This is a genomic window from Pseudorhodoplanes sinuspersici, assembly GCF_002119765.1.
Classification (GTDB): Bacteria; Pseudomonadota; Alphaproteobacteria; order Rhizobiales; family Xanthobacteraceae; genus Pseudorhodoplanes; species Pseudorhodoplanes sinuspersici.
Genome location: NZ_CP021112.1, coordinates 417,044 through 434,293, shown reverse-complemented (window position 1 = coordinate 434,293; position 17,250 = coordinate 417,044). Strand labels below are relative to the sequence as shown.

Below are 17,250 nucleotides of genomic sequence, written 5' to 3'. Positions count from 1 at the left end.
GGAGCAGCAATGAACTCCGATAATACCCTATACCTGGGCGGACGGTCTAATAGCAGTGCTCGGCCGCTGATAGTTGGACTTGGAGGGACAGCGCGGCCTGGCTCAAGCACCGAGAACGCGCTGCGCTTAGCGCTTGAGGCGGCAAGCAAGCAGGGTGCCGATACTGAGATTTTCGCAGGCCCTGCTCTCGATGTGCCAATCTATGCGCCGGAGAAAGGCGAGCGAAGCGATGCCTCACTAAGGCTGGTTGAGGCATTAAAGCGGTGTGATGGGCTAATACTAGCGTCGCCCGCTTATCACGGGTCAATTTCGGGTCTCGTGAAGAACGCGATTGATTACACAGAAGATCTTCGCCAAGCCGAGCGCACTTATCTTGATGGGATTGCAGTTGGCTGTGTCGTGACTTGCGCAGGTTGGCAAGCTGGCGGTCAGACGCTGGCCGCCATGCGTTCAATTGTGCATTCGCTGCGCGGTTGGCCGACTCCCATGGGTGTGGTCATAAACACCGTTAATGCGCCGTTCGATTTCAATGGGCGGTGCGTAGACTCGACGATTGAAGCTCAACTTCATATTGTCGGACGACAAGTCGTCGATTTTGCTACGCTAAGGAGGTCGGCGGCCGCTGCCTGATGCTTGTAGAACCGAGTGAGTTCCTTGGAGGTTCTGCGCGTAAGAGCGCAGAACTGAGCGATTGTTGCCGGAGCAAGAAAGAGGACATAGTAGAGCCGTGTGATCGACAACGTTAAAGTCGATCGGCTCTCCATGAGAGGGTATAGGTTCAATGCGCGCTCTTGGCATTGATTTCAGCCATTGCGCGGGGGCGCATTAGAGAAGTTATGGTGTTCGCATAAAATGAGCCGATCGACGACGGAGGAGATTCGCTTGAGCACAGATAACGAGGAGGAAATCTTCGCCAGACGGGGCTTCGGTATGAGAATTGGGTTTGGATCTCATCCGGCGCTGATTGTTATCGACATTATTAGAGCGTTCACTGATCCGGGTAGGCCGCTAGGATCTGATCTTAGTGAGCAAATCGTTGCGACGCAGAAGTTGTTGGCGGTCGCTCACGATCGAAAGTTTCCTGTGATTTTCTCTACTGTCCGATATGACGAGACGGACAATCGCGATGCCGGTATTTGGCGCCTAAAAATGAGGGGAATAGCCGACTTGGCTGCAGGTACCAATGGGCACGAAATTGACGAACGTCTAGATGTGCGTGCATCGGATGGCATGCTCCTAAAGAAATACTCGTCTTGCTTTTTCGGAACAGATCTTGCTCCGCGGCTGACCAGCCAGGGAGTGGACACTCTAATTATTGCCGGTTGCTCGACAAGTGGTTGTGTTCGGGCGACGGCCGTTGACTCTGTCCAAAGCGGCTTTCGTCCAATGGTGGTGAGCGAAGCGGTAGGAGATCGTTCAAAGAAAGCTCATGATCAAAGCCTGTTCGATCTCAACGCGAAGTATGCCGATGTCGTCTCGTTGGAGGAGACAATTCAATACATGCGCAGGGTTGGTCACAACAACTACGTTCCCTAGAAGCGGGGCTCATCGTGGCTCGGCGCTCGAATAGAATGACGTTATTGGAGTTGATTGACAGAAGCAAAGAAGTGTCAATCGTGATCTGCACTGCAGAACCGTGCGTCCTCTTGCAAAGGTGGCACGGTTTTTGTGTGGCGATTGAGACCACTATCTCATAGCAGTTGAGATGCGTGTATTCGGCAATTGTACGCTTATGTTAGCCTATTTTATTACTTTTCGCGAGCACGGTAGCGACGTTGACGTTGCAGGAAAAACTGTCCTGGTAGTTGGATCAGGTACCAGTGCTCACGATATTGCGCAGGAGGCCTACTTGCGAGGCGCGGACGTCACTATGATTCAGCGTTCTTTACTACGGTCGTCAGTTGATCAGTCAGCGATCGCGTGTCCTGCCTATCGAAATAATGAGGGGTTCGTCCAGTCGGAGACATGGATCTGATGGTGGCATCCGTGCCACACGATCTTTTGCGAAGACTGCGTGGCCCGCTCAGCAAGAAGATGGCGGAGGCCGACCGGGAGTTGTTACAGGGACTAGAAAACGTAGGAGTCAAGCTCGACAACGGAGAGGATGAAACAGGCTTCTTCTTGAAACTCGTCCGCTATCTTGGAGGGTGCTACGTCGATGTGGGGCATCCGAGCTTATCATTGAAGGCAAGATAAAAACTCAACCCCGGGGTCGAAATTGAAAGGCTTGTAGAGTGGGGTGGTCTTCACTGACGGGAAGAACTAAAGACCGACCTCATAGTTCTTGGCACCAGTTATCGGCCCTTCAACAAGCTGTCGAAAGCCTGTTTGGCACTGAAATGGCTGAAAGTGTAGGACCGCTCTGGGGATTGGGCACGGACAATGGACTCCGCAACATGTGGGTGCACACCGCGCAGCCGGGGCTCTATATCGCGGGCGGCACTTTTACGATGTGTCGCTTTTACTCAAAAGCAACAGCGCTGCTGATCAAAGCCGAAATAGAAGACTTGATCGAGTAAATGCAGGCTGCAGAGGAGGGAAGACGCCAGCATGTCAAATGCTCGAAATGGTGTGGTCCCTATGTCGCGCCTTGGTTCAATGCAATCGCCAGCTTAGGAGAGTTGGTAGCGCGATTTCTGAGAAAAGTCTCTCTTCTCATATGTGAGGCGTCGTTGATGCCGTCACTCCCGCGTGCGAATACTGACCTTCCACGAGTTATGATCACTGAACGGATATCTGATAAAATTCCATCAGCATCGTGAGTGCGTATAAATTTGCATATCAAATGTTTTCTTCACCACGCGTAAGGCTTTCCTTGGATTGTTAGTGCGAAAGTGTAATAGATAGCCATTGTGGAACTTCGTCATCTTAGATGCTTGGCGGTTCTGGCTGAGGAACTGCACTTTAGTCGTGCTGCGGAGCGTCTCGGCATTGCTCAACCGGCGCTCACTCAGCACATTCAGCACCTCGAGCGTGAGCTCGGCGTACGCCTGTTCCACCGCACCAAGCGGTCGGTCCAACTGACGGTCGCGGGGCGATTGACCCTCGAACAGGCGCTTCGGACTTTGCAACAGGCCGAGCGAACCGAACTGATCGCTCGCCAAGCCGGTCGCGGCGAGAAGGGGCTGATCGAAATCGGCTATGTCGGGTCGGCCGCGTTCTCGGGAATTCTCAGCCGCACGATCTCGGCCTATCGCAAAACCAATCCCAATGTTGATCTTCATTTGCATGAGCTGGGCATCCGCCAGCAGCTCGATGATCTGCAAAGCGGGCACCTCGATATCGGCTTCCTGCGGCTCCCGGTGAAACAATGGCCCGTCGGCCTGACGTCGCTCACATTACTCAGCGAGCCGATCATCGTCGCGATACCGGCGGAGCATCGGCTTGCCAAGCGGCGCGCCATTCCGATCGCAGAGCTGGCGGAGGAATCCTTCATCGCGATGCGTTACATGGAAGGCGTCGGCTTCCATGCGCAGGTCGAGGATATCTGTCGCAAGAACCAGTTCGTGCCGCGTATCACCCAACGCGCACAACAATTTGCGGCGATCGCAAGTCTTGTCGGTGCCGGTCTCGGCGTTGCCTTTGTACCAAAGTCGCTCGGCACGTTGCCGATCCCGGACATCGTTTACCGGCCGCTGGCCAACATCCAGGAGATGTCTAATCTCGCTCTCGTTTTTCGCAAATCGGAGCCCGCGCCAGCCGTCGTTTCATTCGTCGAAAAAGTCAGGCGGACATTGCGTGGGCGCTAACCGGCGGGAATTGGTAATAAGTAAAACTTATTTATTTGCCTTGAGCCGTTATTGGCTCACTCAATCCCCCGTTGATAGCGTTTCTAAAGAGCCGGGCGGCATCACGCCGGCGATTAGAAGGAAACGCTATGTCTGCTGCTTCGCCGCAATCTGCCACAGCTTCGGCAAACCCGACCGCGCCCCTGTCCGAACCGTTTGAATGGCCTGCCGAGGGCGTCACAAGGGCGCCGTATCGCTTGTTTTCCGATCCGGAGATTTATGCACTGGAGCAGGCACGGATTTTCCGCGGTCCGGTCTGGAGCTTTCTCTGCCTCGAAGTGGAGATTCCCAATCCGGGCGATTATCGCACGACAACGGTTGGCGAAATCCCGGTCGTTGTCACGCGCCACCGCGAGGGCAAGATACACGCGTTGGTCAACCGTTGCGCACATAAGGGTGCGCTGGTTTGCCTGAAGAAGAAGGACAATGTCGCCACTCTCAATTGTGTATATCACGCCTGGAACTATGAACTCGATGGCCGCCTGAAAGGCGTTGCATTTCGCAACGGTATTCGCGGCCATGGCGGGATGCCCGCCGATTTCAAGGTTGAGAACCATCGCCTGCAGCCGCTCAAAGTGGAGATCTTTTGCGGCATGGTGTTTGGCACCTTCGCCGACGATATCGGCGGGGTGGAAAGCTATCTCGGTGACGAAATGGCGAACTTCATCAAGCGCAACCTCGGTCGCCCGTTGCGCGTCCTCGGCACCCATAGCCAGATCATCCATAACAATTGGAAGCTCTACGCCGAAAATCTGCGCGATTCCTATCACGCGACGCTGCTGCACACGTTCTACACGACCTTCAAGGTCAACCGGCTCGATATGGACGGCGGCATCATCTTGTCGGATCGCAAGTGGCACCACATCAGTTTTGCACGTCGCGCCAAGATGACCGAGGCGGAAGAATACGCTCAGTCGAAGGTGCATTCTGCCAACTACGACTCGGCATTGGAGGGGCCGGGCTTGCTGGAGGCATGGGAGGAATTCGACGACGGCATCACGCACAGCATCCAGACCATCTTCCCCAATCTGTGCGTGCAATTCACGCTGAACTCGCTGGCGATCCGATTTTTTGCTCCGCGCGGTGTCGACAAGACCGAGTTGTTCTGGATTTACCTCGGCTACGAGCGCGATTCCGAAGAGCAGTCGAATATGCGTGTCATGCAGAGCAATCTGACCGGCGCCGCTGGCCTCGTCTCGCTCGAAGATGGCTGCATCAATGAGTTCGTTCAACGTGGAACGCGGACAAGTCCGCAATCGGCCTCGTTCATGGAGATGGGCGGACGGCAGGTCGCGTCGGAAAAGCAGTCACGCGCCACGGAGACCGCGGTTCGCGGCTTCTGGCAGGGCTATCGCGGAATTATGGGATTCTGAGGAGCGGCAGATGAACAAGATTGCAAGCCGCGGCGCAGAGCAGTTCGATCCGGCCCTTCGGGAAATTCTTGAGGATCTCATCTTCGACTATGCCTACGCGCTCGATGACGAGGACATCGAGCGCTGGCCGCAATTCTTCACCGAGTCAGGGATGTATCATCTCACGACCAAGGAGAATTACGACGCCGGCCTTCCAATCGGAATCATCCGCTGTGTCGGTCGCGGTATGATGGCGGATCGCGTGAAGGCGTTCCATACCGCGAATATATTCGAACCGCACAGCTACAATCATATGGTCAATCGACCGCTGTTCGCGATGGGCGCGACGCAAGGCACTTATAATGCGCGCTGCAACTTTCAGGTCGCCCGTATCATGCAGGACGGACGAGCCGAGCCATTCGCGACGGGCCGATATCTCGATGTCATCGTCGTCGAGAAAGGTGTTGCCAAATTTCAGGAGCGCATCGTCGTGCTGGATTCGCGGCAGATCGACATCCTGATGGTTGTTCCGATCTAGCAAACCGCGGAGCATGGCGCGCGATGCACGCGGATGAATTGACACCGGAACAGGCTTGGCATGCGCTGGTCGATCGACCGTCAGCCAGGCTTGTGGATGTTCGGACCGAGCCCGAATGGCTTTATGTTGGGGAGCCCGACATCGCCGGCACCAGCAAGCCGCTCCTGAAAATCTGCTGGCACGTCTTTCCGACAATGACGGTCAATGAAGGCTTCATCGATCAGCTGAGAGCATCGGCGTCACCGGATGACATGCTGCTTTTCCTGTGCCGCAGCGGCGGGCGCAGTCTTGCTGCGGCACGTGCAGCGGCCGCTGCCGGGTATCGACACGCCTATTCTATCGCGGGTGGGTTCGAAGGTCCCGTCGATGAGCGGGGCCATCGGAGTACGCGTGAGGGTTGGAAATTTGCGGGGCTGCCCTGGAAACAGCCCTGACTGAAGCATTCACAATACGCAGAAGCCGGGCCAAACCGGCGCGCGATAGGGAGGATGAGGATGAAGAAGGCTGTCACGCTATGCGTGCTGGCGCTTATGCTGGCCGCAACGACGGTGCAGGCGCAGACTTTTCCGGACAGACCAGTCCGTTTCATTGTGCCGAACCCGGCTGGGGGCTCGAATGACGGCGCGGCGCGCACGCTGGGGCAAGCGCTGGCGGAGATTTGGCCGCATGGTGTGGTGGTTGAGAACAGGGCCGGGGGAGGCGGCAACATCGGCACGCAGGCTGCGGCGACGTCTGCCGCCGACGGTTACACCTTTCTACTGACCTCGCCTGGGCCGTTGACCATTAACCCATCTCTGTACAAGAAGCTGCCGTTTGCGCCGACGAAAGACTTCAGCCCGATCGCGCTGGTCGCGACAGTGCCGATCGTCTTGCTCGTCAATCCGAAGGTGCCAGCGACAAACGTCCGCGAGCTGATTGCGCTCGCGAAGGAAAAGAATGGCCAAATGAATTTCGCTTCTTCGGGCGTCGGCTCCACGCACCACTTGGCCGCCGAGCTGTTCAAGAAGATGACGAATGTGCGGCTGTCGCACATACCTTACCGTGGTGCAGCGCCCGCGATGAATGATCTGATTGCAGGGCATGTGCCGATCCTGTTCGACAATCTGCCGACCGTTATTCCGCATGTGCAATCTGGCACCGTGCGTGCGCTTGCCGTTGCGAGTCCGCAGCGGCTGCCATCACTGCCGGACGTGCCGACCTTTGCTGAAGCCGGCATGCCGGACTTCGAGGCTTCGTCATGGTTCGGGTTATTTGCTCCGGCTGGTACACCCACCGACGTGGTTGCCAAGGTCATAGCCGATGTGAAGAAGACCCTCGCTCGTCCGGATGTACAGAAGAAATTTGAGGGAATGGGATCGCCAGTTGGCGATCTAACAGGCGATGACTTTGCGAAATTTCTCAAAAAGGAAACTGAGAAATGGGCTGATGTGATCCGAATTTCGGGGGCGACGATTTCGGAGTGATAATTACTGGTCGGAAATACCAATCTCCGGAAGGAGACTGCTCCGGCACGCAAGCGCCAACACCTTCTCTGGATTTGGTCGTAAAGCAATGAAGCCGGCGCGCGCGCGCTCCAGCGAGGAGTCCGCCACATTCACCGGCTATGAATGGAAGAAATCACGAGTGTCTAAATTTTGGTATTTAGCGGCTGTCTTTCGGCCCGGCCTGAGATTCAAGCAAAAGCAGAAATCCTCTCCGATGCTAACGCGTAGAGGTCGCCTGCCGCGCTAAACGCCGGGTACGCTGCCACGTATACTAGAAGTTGCCGCCCGAAAAGTCACGCCGTTTCAGAGGCATATAAGAAAAGTAGATCCCCCTTGGACAACAGTCGCTTCGCCGACCTCGTTCTTTATCACCCGAGCGCGCCGCCGATTAAGTAGAACTCTTTTAAGATCAACCCTCTTACCGTTCAATGACACACGGCACGGTTCGCACCCGTTCGCGGCATCCGTACCCTGGAGAGGCTGGGTACGCTGACTGGCTTTTTCAAAGCTGATGCAGCAACGCTTGGACTATGCTGCCAGCCTTGGGACGGCCTTCTCAATCAATCGCAAGAATCGGGTGTTGCGAGCCCCCGCAACCACCGATACTTGCGACTGCGCAGAAGGCGACCCGGAAGGGTCGCCTTTCGCGTTTTGAACTCTATTTTGCAACGGCCGGGCGTTGTGGGTCCCCGCAACCAATCATCAAGCCCCTGAAAACATGATGTTTTTGGGGGCTTTTTGTTTGCCGTTCCACGGCACCGAAATTCCGCTCGTGGAAGCAGCAGGAGGAAAGCTACAACGTAGAATTGGCGGAGGACGATGCGACGTTCTGACTCAATAGGTTGAACTGGAATCCTCGCTCGGAGTGTTATGTGCCGGCGCCGCTCATAAACAAGCGCCACGCTTTATTAAATATGTGTTCTGGCTTTCGGTCGAAGAATAGGTGTCTCGGCTCAGGATGCTATCCAGCGACGATCCAGTCGCTATCGAAACGATTGCCGGCATCCTAGCGTGGTTTGCGCACCGCGCGACGGAATCGAAAGTTGCCGTTCTACTTCTCTGTCGAGAGCGCTGCCGGCTTGAAGCCGAGTTCAGATAACAGCCGCTCAGTGAATGTCTTGAGCATCAGAGCAGGCATGCACGTCCAGTCGACATCGAGCATTTCCTGACGACCCAATATGCCTACCACAAGGGAAAGCTTACCCATGTGATTGAATACCGGTGCGGCAAGCACGTGAATGCCGGGGATCAGATCGCCTTTGACGGAGGCCATCTGTCGGCGGCGGATTTCGGCCAGCGGTAGCAGATGTTTTGACGAACGTGTCTGCTGCTGGGTTGCCTTCAGTTCACGTTCAAGAACAGGTGCGGTCAGTTGTTCGGGCATGAAGGCTTCGAAGATCTGTCCCGCGGCCGAACGGCGCAATGGCAGGATTGAACCGGCACGTACGTTCAAAGTGATGGGCCGCCGGCTTTCCTGAATGGCGATGACCGTTGGACCCGCATCGCCCCAGATCGACACCACGATCGTTTCGTTTACTTCCTCGGCAAAGGCGGGAATTTCGCGCAGCGCAAGGCGGAGGGGATCAAGGCCGCGCAGGCCGGCAAGGCCGAGCGCGATCGAAAGCGAACCGATGCCGTACCCCGGCGAACGAGATCGAAAATCCCAATGACCTGCCATTCTGGATCAAGGTCAATGATGAAACACGTCAGCAATCGTCCACACGCAATCTCTTGGTCGGAATTCCGGAGTTGATCAGTCTGGCGTCCCATTGGTACACGCTGTACCCAGGTGACATCATCATGACCGGAACCCCGGACGGAGTTGCGCCGGTCAATTGCGGCGATGTGATGGAGGCTTGGATCGATCGGATCGGCACGATGCGGGTCAGCGTTTCGTAGCCGCCGCTGACTGAGCCGGAGCATGGTGCACGATGGCGACAATCTCCTCGGTTGAGATCAAACTTGTTGAGTTGCGTTTCGACAAACCTCGCGGGGGATCGCGAGTCACAGGGGTGGATATCGTCACCGCCGATATCGGGGACAGCGACGGCGCCACGGGATTCGGGTTCAGCTATGTGATCGGCGGCGGAGCAGGTGGCCTCATTGCCGGCCTCGCTCAAAACCTGGCTGACCGCTTCCTGATCGGCAAACCGGTGGCCGATCCTGCATCACACTGGGCGGAAATCGACAAAAGCTTTAACCGCACCGGCGGCGGTCCCAATGTCATCGCGCTCGCAGCGCTTGATGTTGCAAACTGGGATCTGAAAGCCCGGCGCGAAGGCGTCCCGCTGGTTCGCGCGCTTGGCGGCGAACCGGGCGCGGTTCCGGTCTATGCCAGCGGCGGCTTCAGCCCGGATGGCGAAATCGAGGCCTCTGCCGATCTTGCGCAGCGCTATGCAGCGATGGGGTTTAAGGGCGTGAAACCGCGGGTCAATGCCAACGAACGCGATGCGGCAGTGATCGGGGCCGTGCGTAGAGCGGTCCGCGATGATGTAGCCGTCATGGTCGATGCCAACGAGAAAGGCACGATGGAAACCGCAGCGAGACTGCTTTCCTGCGCGGCGGATCTCGGCGTCACCTTCGTCGAGGAGCCGCTGCCGGCGGGCGACGTACTTGGTTATCGAAGACTCGGCGCGCTACAAGGACGTGCGCCGATCGCGACGGGCGAACATCTACAGGGCCTGGATCGTTTCGCCGTGGCCGTCGCCGATGGCTATTGCAGCTATCTGCAGCCCGACCTGGCGATGGCGGGCGGGTTGACGCCCTGCCGCGAGGCTGCGCGCTTCGCCGCGGCGGCCGGCGTGACCGTTGCGCCGCATTTTCTGCCAGGGTTGTTTGTGCACCTTAATGGTGCGTTCGGTGGTTGCCTCTTTCTGGAGGACTTCCCGCTGATCGAGGAGGCCTTTGAGGGATGGCCGCGTATAGATGACCACGGCATGATGGCGGCGCTGAACGAGCCTGGCCACGGTCTAAGGATCAGGCACTAAGCGTGTCAGCTACGCCACCCGAGGGCCAGCGACGATGCGCAAAAGCTTGTGTAGGGCGAGCGTTGGACCAGACACGATTTTACTTTCCAAGCTCAAGGACATCTCGAGCGCCTTGAGGGCCGCTGTCGTCGTCACATTCAGCGGATGCCGTAATTGTCGGCGATCTCTAGCGCGTTGAGCGGGAGTACCAAATCCGGCCGCGCTGAGTTTCCAGCGAAACGACTCAGTAAATTGTCATTACGCTTTGCCCGCTCCAACAGTTCGACAAAAATCCCGTACAGGAGCTTGTCATCACTCAACGCCTTCGTCAGCCGTTTGGCGAGGTTGAGAAACGTGTCTTGTTTGTCGAGGTGCAGGGTTACAAAGCCGTCGAATAGCGGGAGCTGATCATTCTTGATGGCATCGATGCGATCGCCGCGAATGTCTTTCGATTCGTAAAGACTGTCAGAAACCCGGATCATGTTGAATAGCAAGGATATCAGGAGCGCATTACGGCTGCGCTTTGGTTCTGCGTAGTCGGCGTAGGTATCGCAGATTGAAACAAGCCAGCGTGAGGAAAACGTCGTCGTAACGGTATCGCAATTAAGTTCTATGAGCGTTCGAAATGCATTCCAGTTTTTTTCAGGCTCTCGACGATTTCGAAGTTCCGCGATGAGTATTTTCGCGCTTTCGAACACATCGGTGGGGGTCGATCCACGAAATGCTTTCGGCAGGTGGGAAAGCTTTCTCAGCCAAAGACTTGATCCGGCCGCCTCAATGACCTCTGCGGCTCCGTATTGCACGAGTTCGTTACAGACGTCTTTTACGCCACAATGAGAGGGCGATCCCCCATTTTCACCCTGGTTGCTCGGGACGGCATCATGGAGAACGACGCTTGGCTGGGTGACTCCAAAAGGCTGCAAAGAGTCCCATTGGGCGATCACATCAGCTTTAACGCCTTCATAAGTGTCGTCACCCTGGATAAACAGGAAGCCGAAAGTCCCCACGACAGGCACATGAGTAGTGTCAGTCAGCAGAGTAAGGCGTTTCGCCACTTCGGGGCGTTGAAAGTATTTGTCGCTCTCGGGCAAGTGGCGCGGATTGCTGTCGATACTGGTGATGTGGCGGCTGTCGCTGGCCATGAGCAGTAAGACGGTTGAGCCGCCATGGCGTCTGCCGACTTCTAGGATCGGTCCTTGCGAAGCGCGCGTGGCCTTCCAAAGCAGTGCTGCTTCGTTGAAGTCCTGTCCGAGAATCCCGCGGTTAGTTACATTGGACGTGAATAACCAAGCCGCATCCTCAAAACCGCTCACAGCACAGCCCCTATCAGACAAAGTGATTTGGCTTTCTTGCTCCGTGCGACAAAGCTACGTGCTAGCTTAAGTTGCGCGCTCCGCGGACGCGCTCACCATCTTGAAGTTGTAAACATGTTTTTTATAAACTCCTCGGTGCTATGGTACGGAGCGCGGTTCAACTTACTCTGCGGGGGATCGACATCCCGTTGAGCCCCGAGCAGCCGCATCAGAGACGAGAATGAAGTTCCGTACTCACTTCTTCGGCAGCAGCCGCGCGGTTTCCCGCAGGATGATGCGGCGCGCGGCTTCGCTCAGCGCCACCGTGACATGCGGAAGAAGCGGGTTGCTCAGCCGGCCAGCATCGATGTTCATTGCGCCGGCAACCGGAGGATAAAACGGGGTCTTCAGGTTGATGCAGGTCTTGACCGGACATCGCCACGCAGGCGCTGCGTCGAGCGTGATGACGGTGGGCTCGAACAGGGTGCGTTCTTTCTGGCGTGCCGCAAATTCGAGTGCCTTACCACCGCCGGCGCTGTGTCCAATAATGACGACCGGTTCCTCGTCATCGGCCCGCATCATGAAATGCGTGTCCATGATTACCCGCCAGCCCTGACGCCGCAAGTCATCGGCCAGAGGGGCCAGCGGCGTCATGGAATTCGGCTGATACATCGCGAGGCCGTTGAGGAGCACGGCCGTCGGCTTCACCTGCGCGGCGGCCGGCGTTGCGATCAGAACGGCAAGGAAAGCGAGGGCAGCTCGTATCATGGCGGGTGCGGTGGATTTACCACCGATCTTCCGGTGAACAAAGGCACTCCTGCCATTCCGAAATCATCTGTCATCTTAAGGATAATTTCCGTCGCCATCTCGGCCGCATGCAGGACCAATTCCGCCGCAATCGAGGATCGTTTTCCCCTAGAACAACGAAGAAAGAACTGCATTTTTCGAATCTATTTCAAACAGAATCCGACGGGCTGACTGATATCCAAGAACCGTCGTCGCCTGTGAATTGCACGTTGTTACGTCGGTATCGAACATGGACAGAACGGTCGCTGCCTTGAATGCCGGCATGAATTGCGATTGTCTCCAACGGCCTTTTTGGGCATTTGTTGCCATAAATCAAAACAGGCCTGGACACGACAAGGAGTTGTTTTGTGCTGAAATTCGGAATTTTCGACCATCTCGATGCCGATGGATTGCCGCTTGGTGAGATGCTGGAAAAGCGCCTCAAGCTGGTGGAGTTGATGGACCGTGAAGGTTTTTACGGCTTCCACATGGCTGAGCACCATTCGACGCCGCTTGGCTGGGTGCCATCACCGAGCGTATTCGTCTCGGCGGCATTCCAGCGAACGAAGCGGCTCCGGGTCGGTCCACTTGTTTACGTCTTGCCGATGTATCACCCGCTACGCGTATTCGAAGAAGTCTGCATGCTCGATCATATGAGCAATGGCCGGATGATGTTCGGGGTTGGCCGGGGCGCGGCGATGGTCGAACATCAGCGCTATGGCATCGATCCGGCACAGGCGCCGGCGATGTACCACGAGGCCTTCGCGGTGATCATGAAGGCCTGCGAGTCCGATATCCTGAATTTCGAAGGCAAGTTCTATAACTTCAAGGATTACATCGTTCAGTCCAAGCCTGTTCAGCGTCCACATCCGCCGATCTGGTATGGCGCGCCGAATGCCGATGCGGTCGGTTGGGCGGCGCCGAATTCCGTCAATGTCGTATCGCTTGGACCGGCCGCGCGAGCGCGCGCCATCACCGATCGCTATCGCAAGGATTGGGCCGAGCTTGGCCGCAAGGGATCGGACATCCCGATGATGGGCATCACCCGCCACATCGTCGTCGCGCCGACCGATGCCGAGGCCAAGGCGATGGCAAGGCGCGCTTATGCCATCTGGCGTGACGCGATCGAGATGCTGTGGAAACGCTCCGGCGTGCCGTTCGTGCTGTCACCGGTTTATCCGACGACCTATGACGAACTCGAAGCGATCGGTCATGGGATCGCCGGCTCACCCTCGACCGTCCGCAACTATATCGCGCGTCTGCATGAAGAGAGCGGCGTCAATTATGTGCTGGCACAGATGATGTTTGGCGATTTGTCCCATGATGAGGCTGCGACCTCCGTGCAATTGTTTGCGCGTGAAGTCGCGCCGGCTTTCGTGGAGAGGATTTCGGCATAAACGGATATGCAGCGTCGGATTTGACTGTCGCGGTGGTGCTTATGAAAGAAGATTGATGGGCAAAACGCTTGCCCCTCATCGTCACGTCAAATCGCGCAACGTTGCCACGCGCCATCCATGCTTGACGCAGAGCCTTGATTGGGGCCTGTTCCGCCGCTCTTCCTGCGTATTCCTCTTGCACAGTGTGGTTCCGATGGCATCCCATAACATCGTGCATCTCAAAGATGCGCTGAAATCCGGTAAATTCGTTCTTACCGCCGAAATCACTCCGCCGGTCTCCTGCGACAGCAACGACCTGCTCGAGAAGGCTCTCCCGCTCCGCGGCCTTGCCGATGCCGTCAACGTCACCGATGGTGCCGGTGCGCGTGCCCACATGGATTCCTTGACGGCGGCCACGATCCTTCTGCAGAATGGGATCGAGCCCATCCTTCAGCTCACATGCCGCGATCGCAATCGGCTCGGTCTGCAGGCGGCGCTGATGGGCGCTGCGGCCGTGGGTGTGCGCAATCTGCTTGCGCTGCGCGGCGACGATCCGAAGTTCGGCGATCAGCCGGATACGAAGCCGGTCTTCGATATCGATGCGCGCGGATTGCTGCTCACGGCTGCGCGGATGCGCGATGCGCAAGAGCTGCCGTCCGGCAAGAAGGTCGGCGGCAAGCCGGATTTCTTTCTGGGCGCGGCCGATGCGCCGATCGATCCCGCACCGGATTGGAAGCCTGTTTCGTTGAAGGGCAAGGTCGAAGCCGGCGCACGTTTTGCACAGACCCAGTTCTGTATGGATGCCGGTGTGCTGCGTCGTTACACCGAACGGCTGACGGAAGAAGGCATTCTGCCCGAACTTGCCATGATCGTCGGCGTGGTTCCGTTCCGCTCTGGAAAATCGGCGCGCTGGATCAAGAACAAGCTGTTTGGCGCGATCGTGCCGGACGCGATGATCGAACGCATGGACACCGCTTCGGATCCGATCGCTGAAGGCAAGGCGATCCTTGGCGATTATCTCCTAGAGATTTCCGAAATACCGGGCGTCGTCGGTGCGCATATCATGGCCCCGAACAACGATGATGCCGTGCCGGACGTCATCACTGAATTCCGCAAGCGCAAAGGCAAGTAACGACGCTGCAATAATCCTGCTGGACTAGACTGTCTGAAGCCGCCGTTCCGGGTGAAATTTCCACAACGCGATCACCCCCAGAACGACGCAGGTCAGCAAGACCACACTCTGCGTGATGACAAAAGGCGGCTCGGCCTGCTTCGGTGCCAGATGCTGAAGAAACATGACCTTCTGGAAGCTCTGCACGATGAAGACAAAGAGGTTCAGGTAGAGGGCAGCCAGTGCGCTTGCGACATAGACAAATCGCCACCAGCCGGCGAGTCGATAGATGTAAAGCGCCAAGACCGCCACAAGCAGAATAATCATCGACAGGAGGCCGACGGCCAGCGCCGGTGTGAAAATCGTGATCGGAAACAGGAATCCCGTTACGCTCGTCAGGATCGTGGTGAAAAGGAAAATCGCGGTCCAGACCGGGAGCTTGTTGGAAGCATACATTCCGCCCATCACGACAAAGCCGGAAAAAATGCCGACCATACTGACCGCAACATGCAGCAATAAAAATCCTTCCGGCGACAATCCCAAGATCATGGCAATCTTCCCCCTCAAACCGGCACATGAATCTTCTCCGCCGAGGTGAAATCGTCAAGGCGGTCTAACTGGTTTGTACGAGGAGAAACACAACCCCGTGTCCGTTCCGCAATAAACTGCGAACGGCAGTCATTTCGAGGCCGGGGAGAAACCCCGGCCGTCGTCAATCCCCCGCTAGCGGCGGAAGAAAGACGCCGCAGCCGATCGCATCGGAACAAAGATACAGCGCGTGTTGGCGCCCTGATGTTTGATCCAGTGCTTATCGACATTGTCGTAATCGCACGCACAACGATAGAATTTGCCGTCGGGCGAATAGGCGGTGCGCTTGCGAATCTGGCCGGTCGAACGGACTTCCCACTCATCGTCCGGCAGGGACCGCAATTCTCGCTCGCTGACTTCCCAGCAGCAATCGTTGGTGACGCAACAGGTCGCAGGAATCCAAGAAAGCAGCCAGGGGTTGGAATGGTGCTCGCCAGCGATTGCGACGCCCACGATCATTAGTGCGGCAAGAGCCGCAAGCCCGGCAGCTTGAGCGACGCGAGACCGTCGCTTGGACTCCATTCTCTGAACAGAGACTTTGGATTTCGACACCGGAAGAGAAGGCTCCGGCGACTCGTTACAGTTGGTCAGCGGATGTGACATGGCTTTTCTTCTTTGCTGGAGTAACCCGGCAACGCGATGGACAAGCAAGCCACGAGCCAAAGCACCCGGCTCTCACTTCATGGTGTTTAGATACCGTATGAAAGCCCGTGACCATTTCCGAAAACAAAGGTGACGCCGCGCTGGTTCCGCGGAGGAGAGGAGCTGCCATGCACGATGGAAAAAAGAACGTTAAACCTGTGGTCGCACGAATTTGGCGCGGACGGGTCGCTGCCGATCGAGCCGACGAGTATGCGGACTATCTTTACGAACACGGCATCCGGCCGCTGGAGGAAAAAGCCCTTGGCGTCCAGCTTTTCCGCGAGGATCGGGAGGCCGACAGCGAATTCATCACGATCTCCTACTGGGAGAGTATAGAGGCGATGTCGCGCTTCGCCGGTGACGACCCGACCCGTATCCACCACCTTCCGCGCGATCCGGAATTCCTGATCGAATTGCCGAAGACCGTGCAGATTCTGGCGATCACGGCATCCAGCGGCAGGACCGGATGGGGCTAGCTCCCGTTTTGATTTAAATTTCCTGATCGACGCCCATTGCGTGCGGCGCTTCGCCGAGTCAAACTGGAGGTATTACTTGGGGGCGTGTTGTGCGTCAGTATTTTCAGCGCTTCATGACGAGTGCTTCGTTGTATCTGATTTCGGCCCTTGGTGCCTGCAGTGGCGATCCGACGCTGACGCGTTACAAATCCGGCGAGTGGATCATCGAAGGCAAGATTGATCGCGTTTCGGACAAGCCAAGTTATCAAGCCAGCGTGCTGACCCGCTCTCGGAGTTACAAAGCGGAGCCTTTCCAACTTGAATTGGCAGATCTGCAATTGCTGTGTTTCGATAATGCGCCGGTGGTCTATTTCAAGTTCCTGACCAAGGTCGGCTCGAATCGCAATTCTCGTCTGTCCTATCGTTTTGACCAAAATCCCGGACATAACGTCAATGTCCGCATCCTGCGCGATTCCAAAACCATCGTCATCGAGGATCAGGACGAGGTTGTGCGTTTCGTCGACGAGATGCGGACGGCGAGCAATCTCATCGTGCAGGTCTTTTCCCTGACGGAGTTTCTGAGCACGGCGGATTTCAAGGTTGAAGGTGCGCAGAAGGCGATTGACGCTGTCTATGCAGGCTGCCCGCCGCGGCCCGTGCAGAGGCCCAAGGTCAGCTAGATTCTAACAAAGATGTCCTGAGTTGGCCGTATCTCCTGCGCGGCACGCGATTGTATGCGCCGTGTTGCATTGTCTCGAGCCGTTGTCTCCAAGCCGTTGTCTCCAAGCCGTTTCGTCCTAAATTGAAACAAGGTTCACGTTTGTTCGCGGAGAACGAATCGCAGACGTGTTTTGCGTCACGATTCGAATCTT

At 56.7% G+C, this 17,250-nt stretch carries 19 protein-coding genes; 14 read left to right on the top strand and 5 right to left on the bottom strand.

Annotated features, from left to right (window positions below; all coding sequences use genetic code 11):
* Nucleotides 1–9: 9 nt before the first annotated feature.
* The 8 genes from CAK95_RS02125 (at nucleotide 10) to CAK95_RS02090 (ending at nucleotide 7,141) form a co-directional block, all read left to right on the top strand.
* On the top strand, nucleotides 10–630 hold the full coding sequence (locus tag CAK95_RS02125; RefSeq protein WP_086086325.1) for an NADPH-dependent FMN reductase: 621 nt from the start codon (nucleotides 10–12) through the stop codon (nucleotides 628–630).
* 252 nt (nucleotides 631–882) lie between these two features.
* Nucleotides 883–1,536 (top strand): isochorismatase family protein, encoded by a 654-nt coding sequence (locus CAK95_RS02120; RefSeq protein ID WP_245303591.1) that lies wholly within the window; start codon nucleotides 883–885, stop codon nucleotides 1,534–1,536.
* 429 nt (nucleotides 1,537–1,965) lie between these two features.
* On the top strand, nucleotides 1,966–2,196 hold the full coding sequence (locus tag CAK95_RS29690) for a hypothetical protein (protein ID WP_086086323.1): 231 nt from the start codon (nucleotides 1,966–1,968) through the stop codon (nucleotides 2,194–2,196).
* A gap of 656 nt (nucleotides 2,197–2,852) precedes the next feature.
* Entirely contained in the window at nucleotides 2,853–3,749 is an 897-nt protein-coding gene (locus CAK95_RS02110; RefSeq protein ID WP_086086322.1) for a LysR substrate-binding domain-containing protein, read from the top strand.
* 128 nt (nucleotides 3,750–3,877) lie between these two features.
* Entirely contained in the window at nucleotides 3,878–5,161 is a 1,284-nt protein-coding gene (locus CAK95_RS02105; protein ID WP_086086321.1) for a Rieske 2Fe-2S domain-containing protein, read from the top strand.
* A 10-nt stretch (nucleotides 5,162–5,171) separates the two neighbouring features.
* Nucleotides 5,172–5,678, top strand: coding sequence for an aromatic-ring-hydroxylating dioxygenase subunit beta (locus CAK95_RS02100; protein WP_086086320.1), 507 nt, complete (start codon nucleotides 5,172–5,174; stop codon nucleotides 5,676–5,678).
* Nucleotides 5,679–5,701: 23 nt separating this feature from the next.
* Complete coding sequence (locus CAK95_RS02095) at nucleotides 5,702–6,112, top strand: rhodanese-like domain-containing protein (protein WP_086086319.1); 411 nt, start codon at nucleotides 5,702–5,704, stop codon at nucleotides 6,110–6,112.
* A 60-nt stretch (nucleotides 6,113–6,172) separates the two neighbouring features.
* Nucleotides 6,173–7,141 (top strand): Bug family tripartite tricarboxylate transporter substrate binding protein, encoded by a 969-nt coding sequence (locus tag CAK95_RS02090; RefSeq protein ID WP_245303590.1) that lies wholly within the window; start codon nucleotides 6,173–6,175, stop codon nucleotides 7,139–7,141.
* A gap of 1,072 nt (nucleotides 7,142–8,213) precedes the next feature.
* Here the strand turns inward: CAK95_RS02090 and CAK95_RS02085 are convergent.
* Entirely contained in the window at nucleotides 8,214–8,840 is a 627-nt protein-coding gene (locus CAK95_RS02085) for an IclR family transcriptional regulator domain-containing protein (RefSeq protein ID WP_086086317.1), read from the bottom strand.
* Between CAK95_RS02085 and CAK95_RS29785 the strand changes: the two genes are divergently transcribed.
* Both CAK95_RS29785 and CAK95_RS02075 read left to right on the top strand, forming a co-directional pair.
* Nucleotides 8,816–9,061 carry a fumarylacetoacetate hydrolase family protein gene (locus CAK95_RS29785; RefSeq protein WP_245303771.1) on the top strand — a complete coding sequence of 82 codons (246 nt, stop codon included), beginning with the start codon at nucleotides 8,816–8,818 and terminating at the stop codon, nucleotides 9,059–9,061. The two genes, CAK95_RS02085 and CAK95_RS29785, sit on opposite strands and share 25 nt — an antisense overlap.
* 32 nt (nucleotides 9,062–9,093) lie before the next feature.
* The gene (locus tag CAK95_RS02075) at nucleotides 9,094–10,149 is read left to right on the top strand and encodes a mandelate racemase/muconate lactonizing enzyme family protein (RefSeq protein WP_086086316.1); all 1,056 of its coding nucleotides are present in this window, start codon (nucleotides 9,094–9,096) and stop codon (nucleotides 10,147–10,149) included.
* A 137-nt stretch (nucleotides 10,150–10,286) separates the two neighbouring features.
* On the opposite strand, the gene CAK95_RS02070 is transcribed toward CAK95_RS02075, so the two are convergent.
* Together CAK95_RS02070 and CAK95_RS02065 are read right to left on the bottom strand one after the other, a co-directional pair.
* Entirely contained in the window at nucleotides 10,287–11,441 is a 1,155-nt protein-coding gene (locus CAK95_RS02070; protein WP_086086315.1) for a class I SAM-dependent methyltransferase, read from the bottom strand.
* 234 nt (nucleotides 11,442–11,675) lie between these two features.
* Entirely contained in the window at nucleotides 11,676–12,188 is a 513-nt protein-coding gene (locus CAK95_RS02065) for an alpha/beta fold hydrolase (protein ID WP_086086314.1), read from the bottom strand.
* Nucleotides 12,189–12,574: 386 nt separating this feature from the next.
* Here CAK95_RS02065 and CAK95_RS02060 point away from each other — a divergent pair, with 386 nt between their 5' ends.
* Together CAK95_RS02060 and CAK95_RS02055 are read left to right on the top strand one after the other, a co-directional pair.
* Nucleotides 12,575–13,603, top strand: coding sequence for an LLM class flavin-dependent oxidoreductase (locus CAK95_RS02060; protein WP_157699502.1), 1,029 nt, complete (start codon nucleotides 12,575–12,577; stop codon nucleotides 13,601–13,603).
* Nucleotides 13,604–13,796: 193 nt separating this feature from the next.
* Nucleotides 13,797–14,714 (top strand): methylenetetrahydrofolate reductase, encoded by a 918-nt coding sequence (locus CAK95_RS02055; RefSeq protein ID WP_157699501.1) that lies wholly within the window; start codon nucleotides 13,797–13,799, stop codon nucleotides 14,712–14,714.
* Nucleotides 14,715–14,738: 24 nt separating this feature from the next.
* Here the strand turns inward: CAK95_RS02055 and CAK95_RS02050 are convergent, their stop codons facing one another.
* The gene (locus tag CAK95_RS02050) at nucleotides 14,739–15,242 is read right to left on the bottom strand and encodes a hypothetical protein (protein WP_086086311.1); all 504 of its coding nucleotides are present in this window, start codon (nucleotides 15,240–15,242) and stop codon (nucleotides 14,739–14,741) included.
* 174 nt (nucleotides 15,243–15,416) lie between these two features.
* A complete protein-coding gene (locus tag CAK95_RS28985) occupies nucleotides 15,417–15,932 on the bottom strand; it encodes a hypothetical protein (RefSeq protein WP_147413702.1) in 516 nt (171 codons plus the stop codon).
* A 119-nt stretch (nucleotides 15,933–16,051) separates the two neighbouring features.
* On the opposite strand from CAK95_RS28985, the gene CAK95_RS02040 reads away from it, so the two are divergent.
* Nucleotides 16,052–16,399 carry an antibiotic biosynthesis monooxygenase family protein gene (locus CAK95_RS02040; RefSeq protein WP_086086309.1) on the top strand — a complete coding sequence of 116 codons (348 nt, stop codon included), beginning with the start codon at nucleotides 16,052–16,054 and terminating at the stop codon, nucleotides 16,397–16,399.
* Nucleotides 16,400–16,512: 113 nt separating this feature from the next.
* Complete coding sequence (locus CAK95_RS02035) at nucleotides 16,513–17,058, top strand: hypothetical protein (protein WP_147413703.1); 546 nt, start codon at nucleotides 16,513–16,515, stop codon at nucleotides 17,056–17,058.
* Nucleotides 17,059–17,250 lie beyond the last annotated feature (192 nt).

Excerpts from the sequence above, each read along its gene's own strand:
- CAK95_RS02075 (WP_086086316.1), top strand. The coding sequence starts at position 9,094 with ATGGCGACAATCTCCTCGGTTGAGATCAAACTTGTTGAGTTGCGTTTC.
- CAK95_RS02095 (WP_086086319.1), top strand. The coding sequence starts at position 5,702 with ATGCACGCGGATGAATTGACACCGGAACAGGCTTGGCATGCGCTGGTC.
- CAK95_RS29690 (WP_086086323.1), top strand. The coding sequence starts at position 1,966 with ATGGATCTGATGGTGGCATCCGTGCCACACGATCTTTTGCGAAGACTG.
- CAK95_RS02040 (WP_086086309.1), top strand. The coding sequence starts at position 16,052 with ATGCACGATGGAAAAAAGAACGTTAAACCTGTGGTCGCACGAATTTGG.
- CAK95_RS02125 (WP_086086325.1), top strand. The coding sequence starts at position 10 with ATGAACTCCGATAATACCCTATACCTGGGCGGACGGTCTAATAGCAGT.
- CAK95_RS02065 (WP_086086314.1), bottom strand. The coding sequence starts at position 12,188 with ATGATACGAGCTGCCCTCGCTTTCCTTGCCGTTCTGATCGCAACGCCG.
- CAK95_RS02085 (WP_086086317.1), bottom strand. The coding sequence starts at position 8,840 with ATGGCAGGTCATTGGGATTTTCGATCTCGTTCGCCGGGGTACGGCATC.
- CAK95_RS02105 (WP_086086321.1), top strand. The coding sequence starts at position 3,878 with ATGTCTGCTGCTTCGCCGCAATCTGCCACAGCTTCGGCAAACCCGACC.
- CAK95_RS02050 (WP_086086311.1), bottom strand. The coding sequence starts at position 15,242 with ATGATCTTGGGATTGTCGCCGGAAGGATTTTTATTGCTGCATGTTGCG.
- CAK95_RS02035 (WP_147413703.1), top strand. The coding sequence starts at position 16,513 with ATGACGAGTGCTTCGTTGTATCTGATTTCGGCCCTTGGTGCCTGCAGT.
- CAK95_RS02055 (WP_157699501.1), top strand. The coding sequence starts at position 13,797 with ATGGCATCCCATAACATCGTGCATCTCAAAGATGCGCTGAAATCCGGT.
- CAK95_RS02090 (WP_245303590.1), top strand. The coding sequence starts at position 6,173 with ATGAAGAAGGCTGTCACGCTATGCGTGCTGGCGCTTATGCTGGCCGCA.
- CAK95_RS02100 (WP_086086320.1), top strand. The coding sequence starts at position 5,172 with ATGAACAAGATTGCAAGCCGCGGCGCAGAGCAGTTCGATCCGGCCCTT.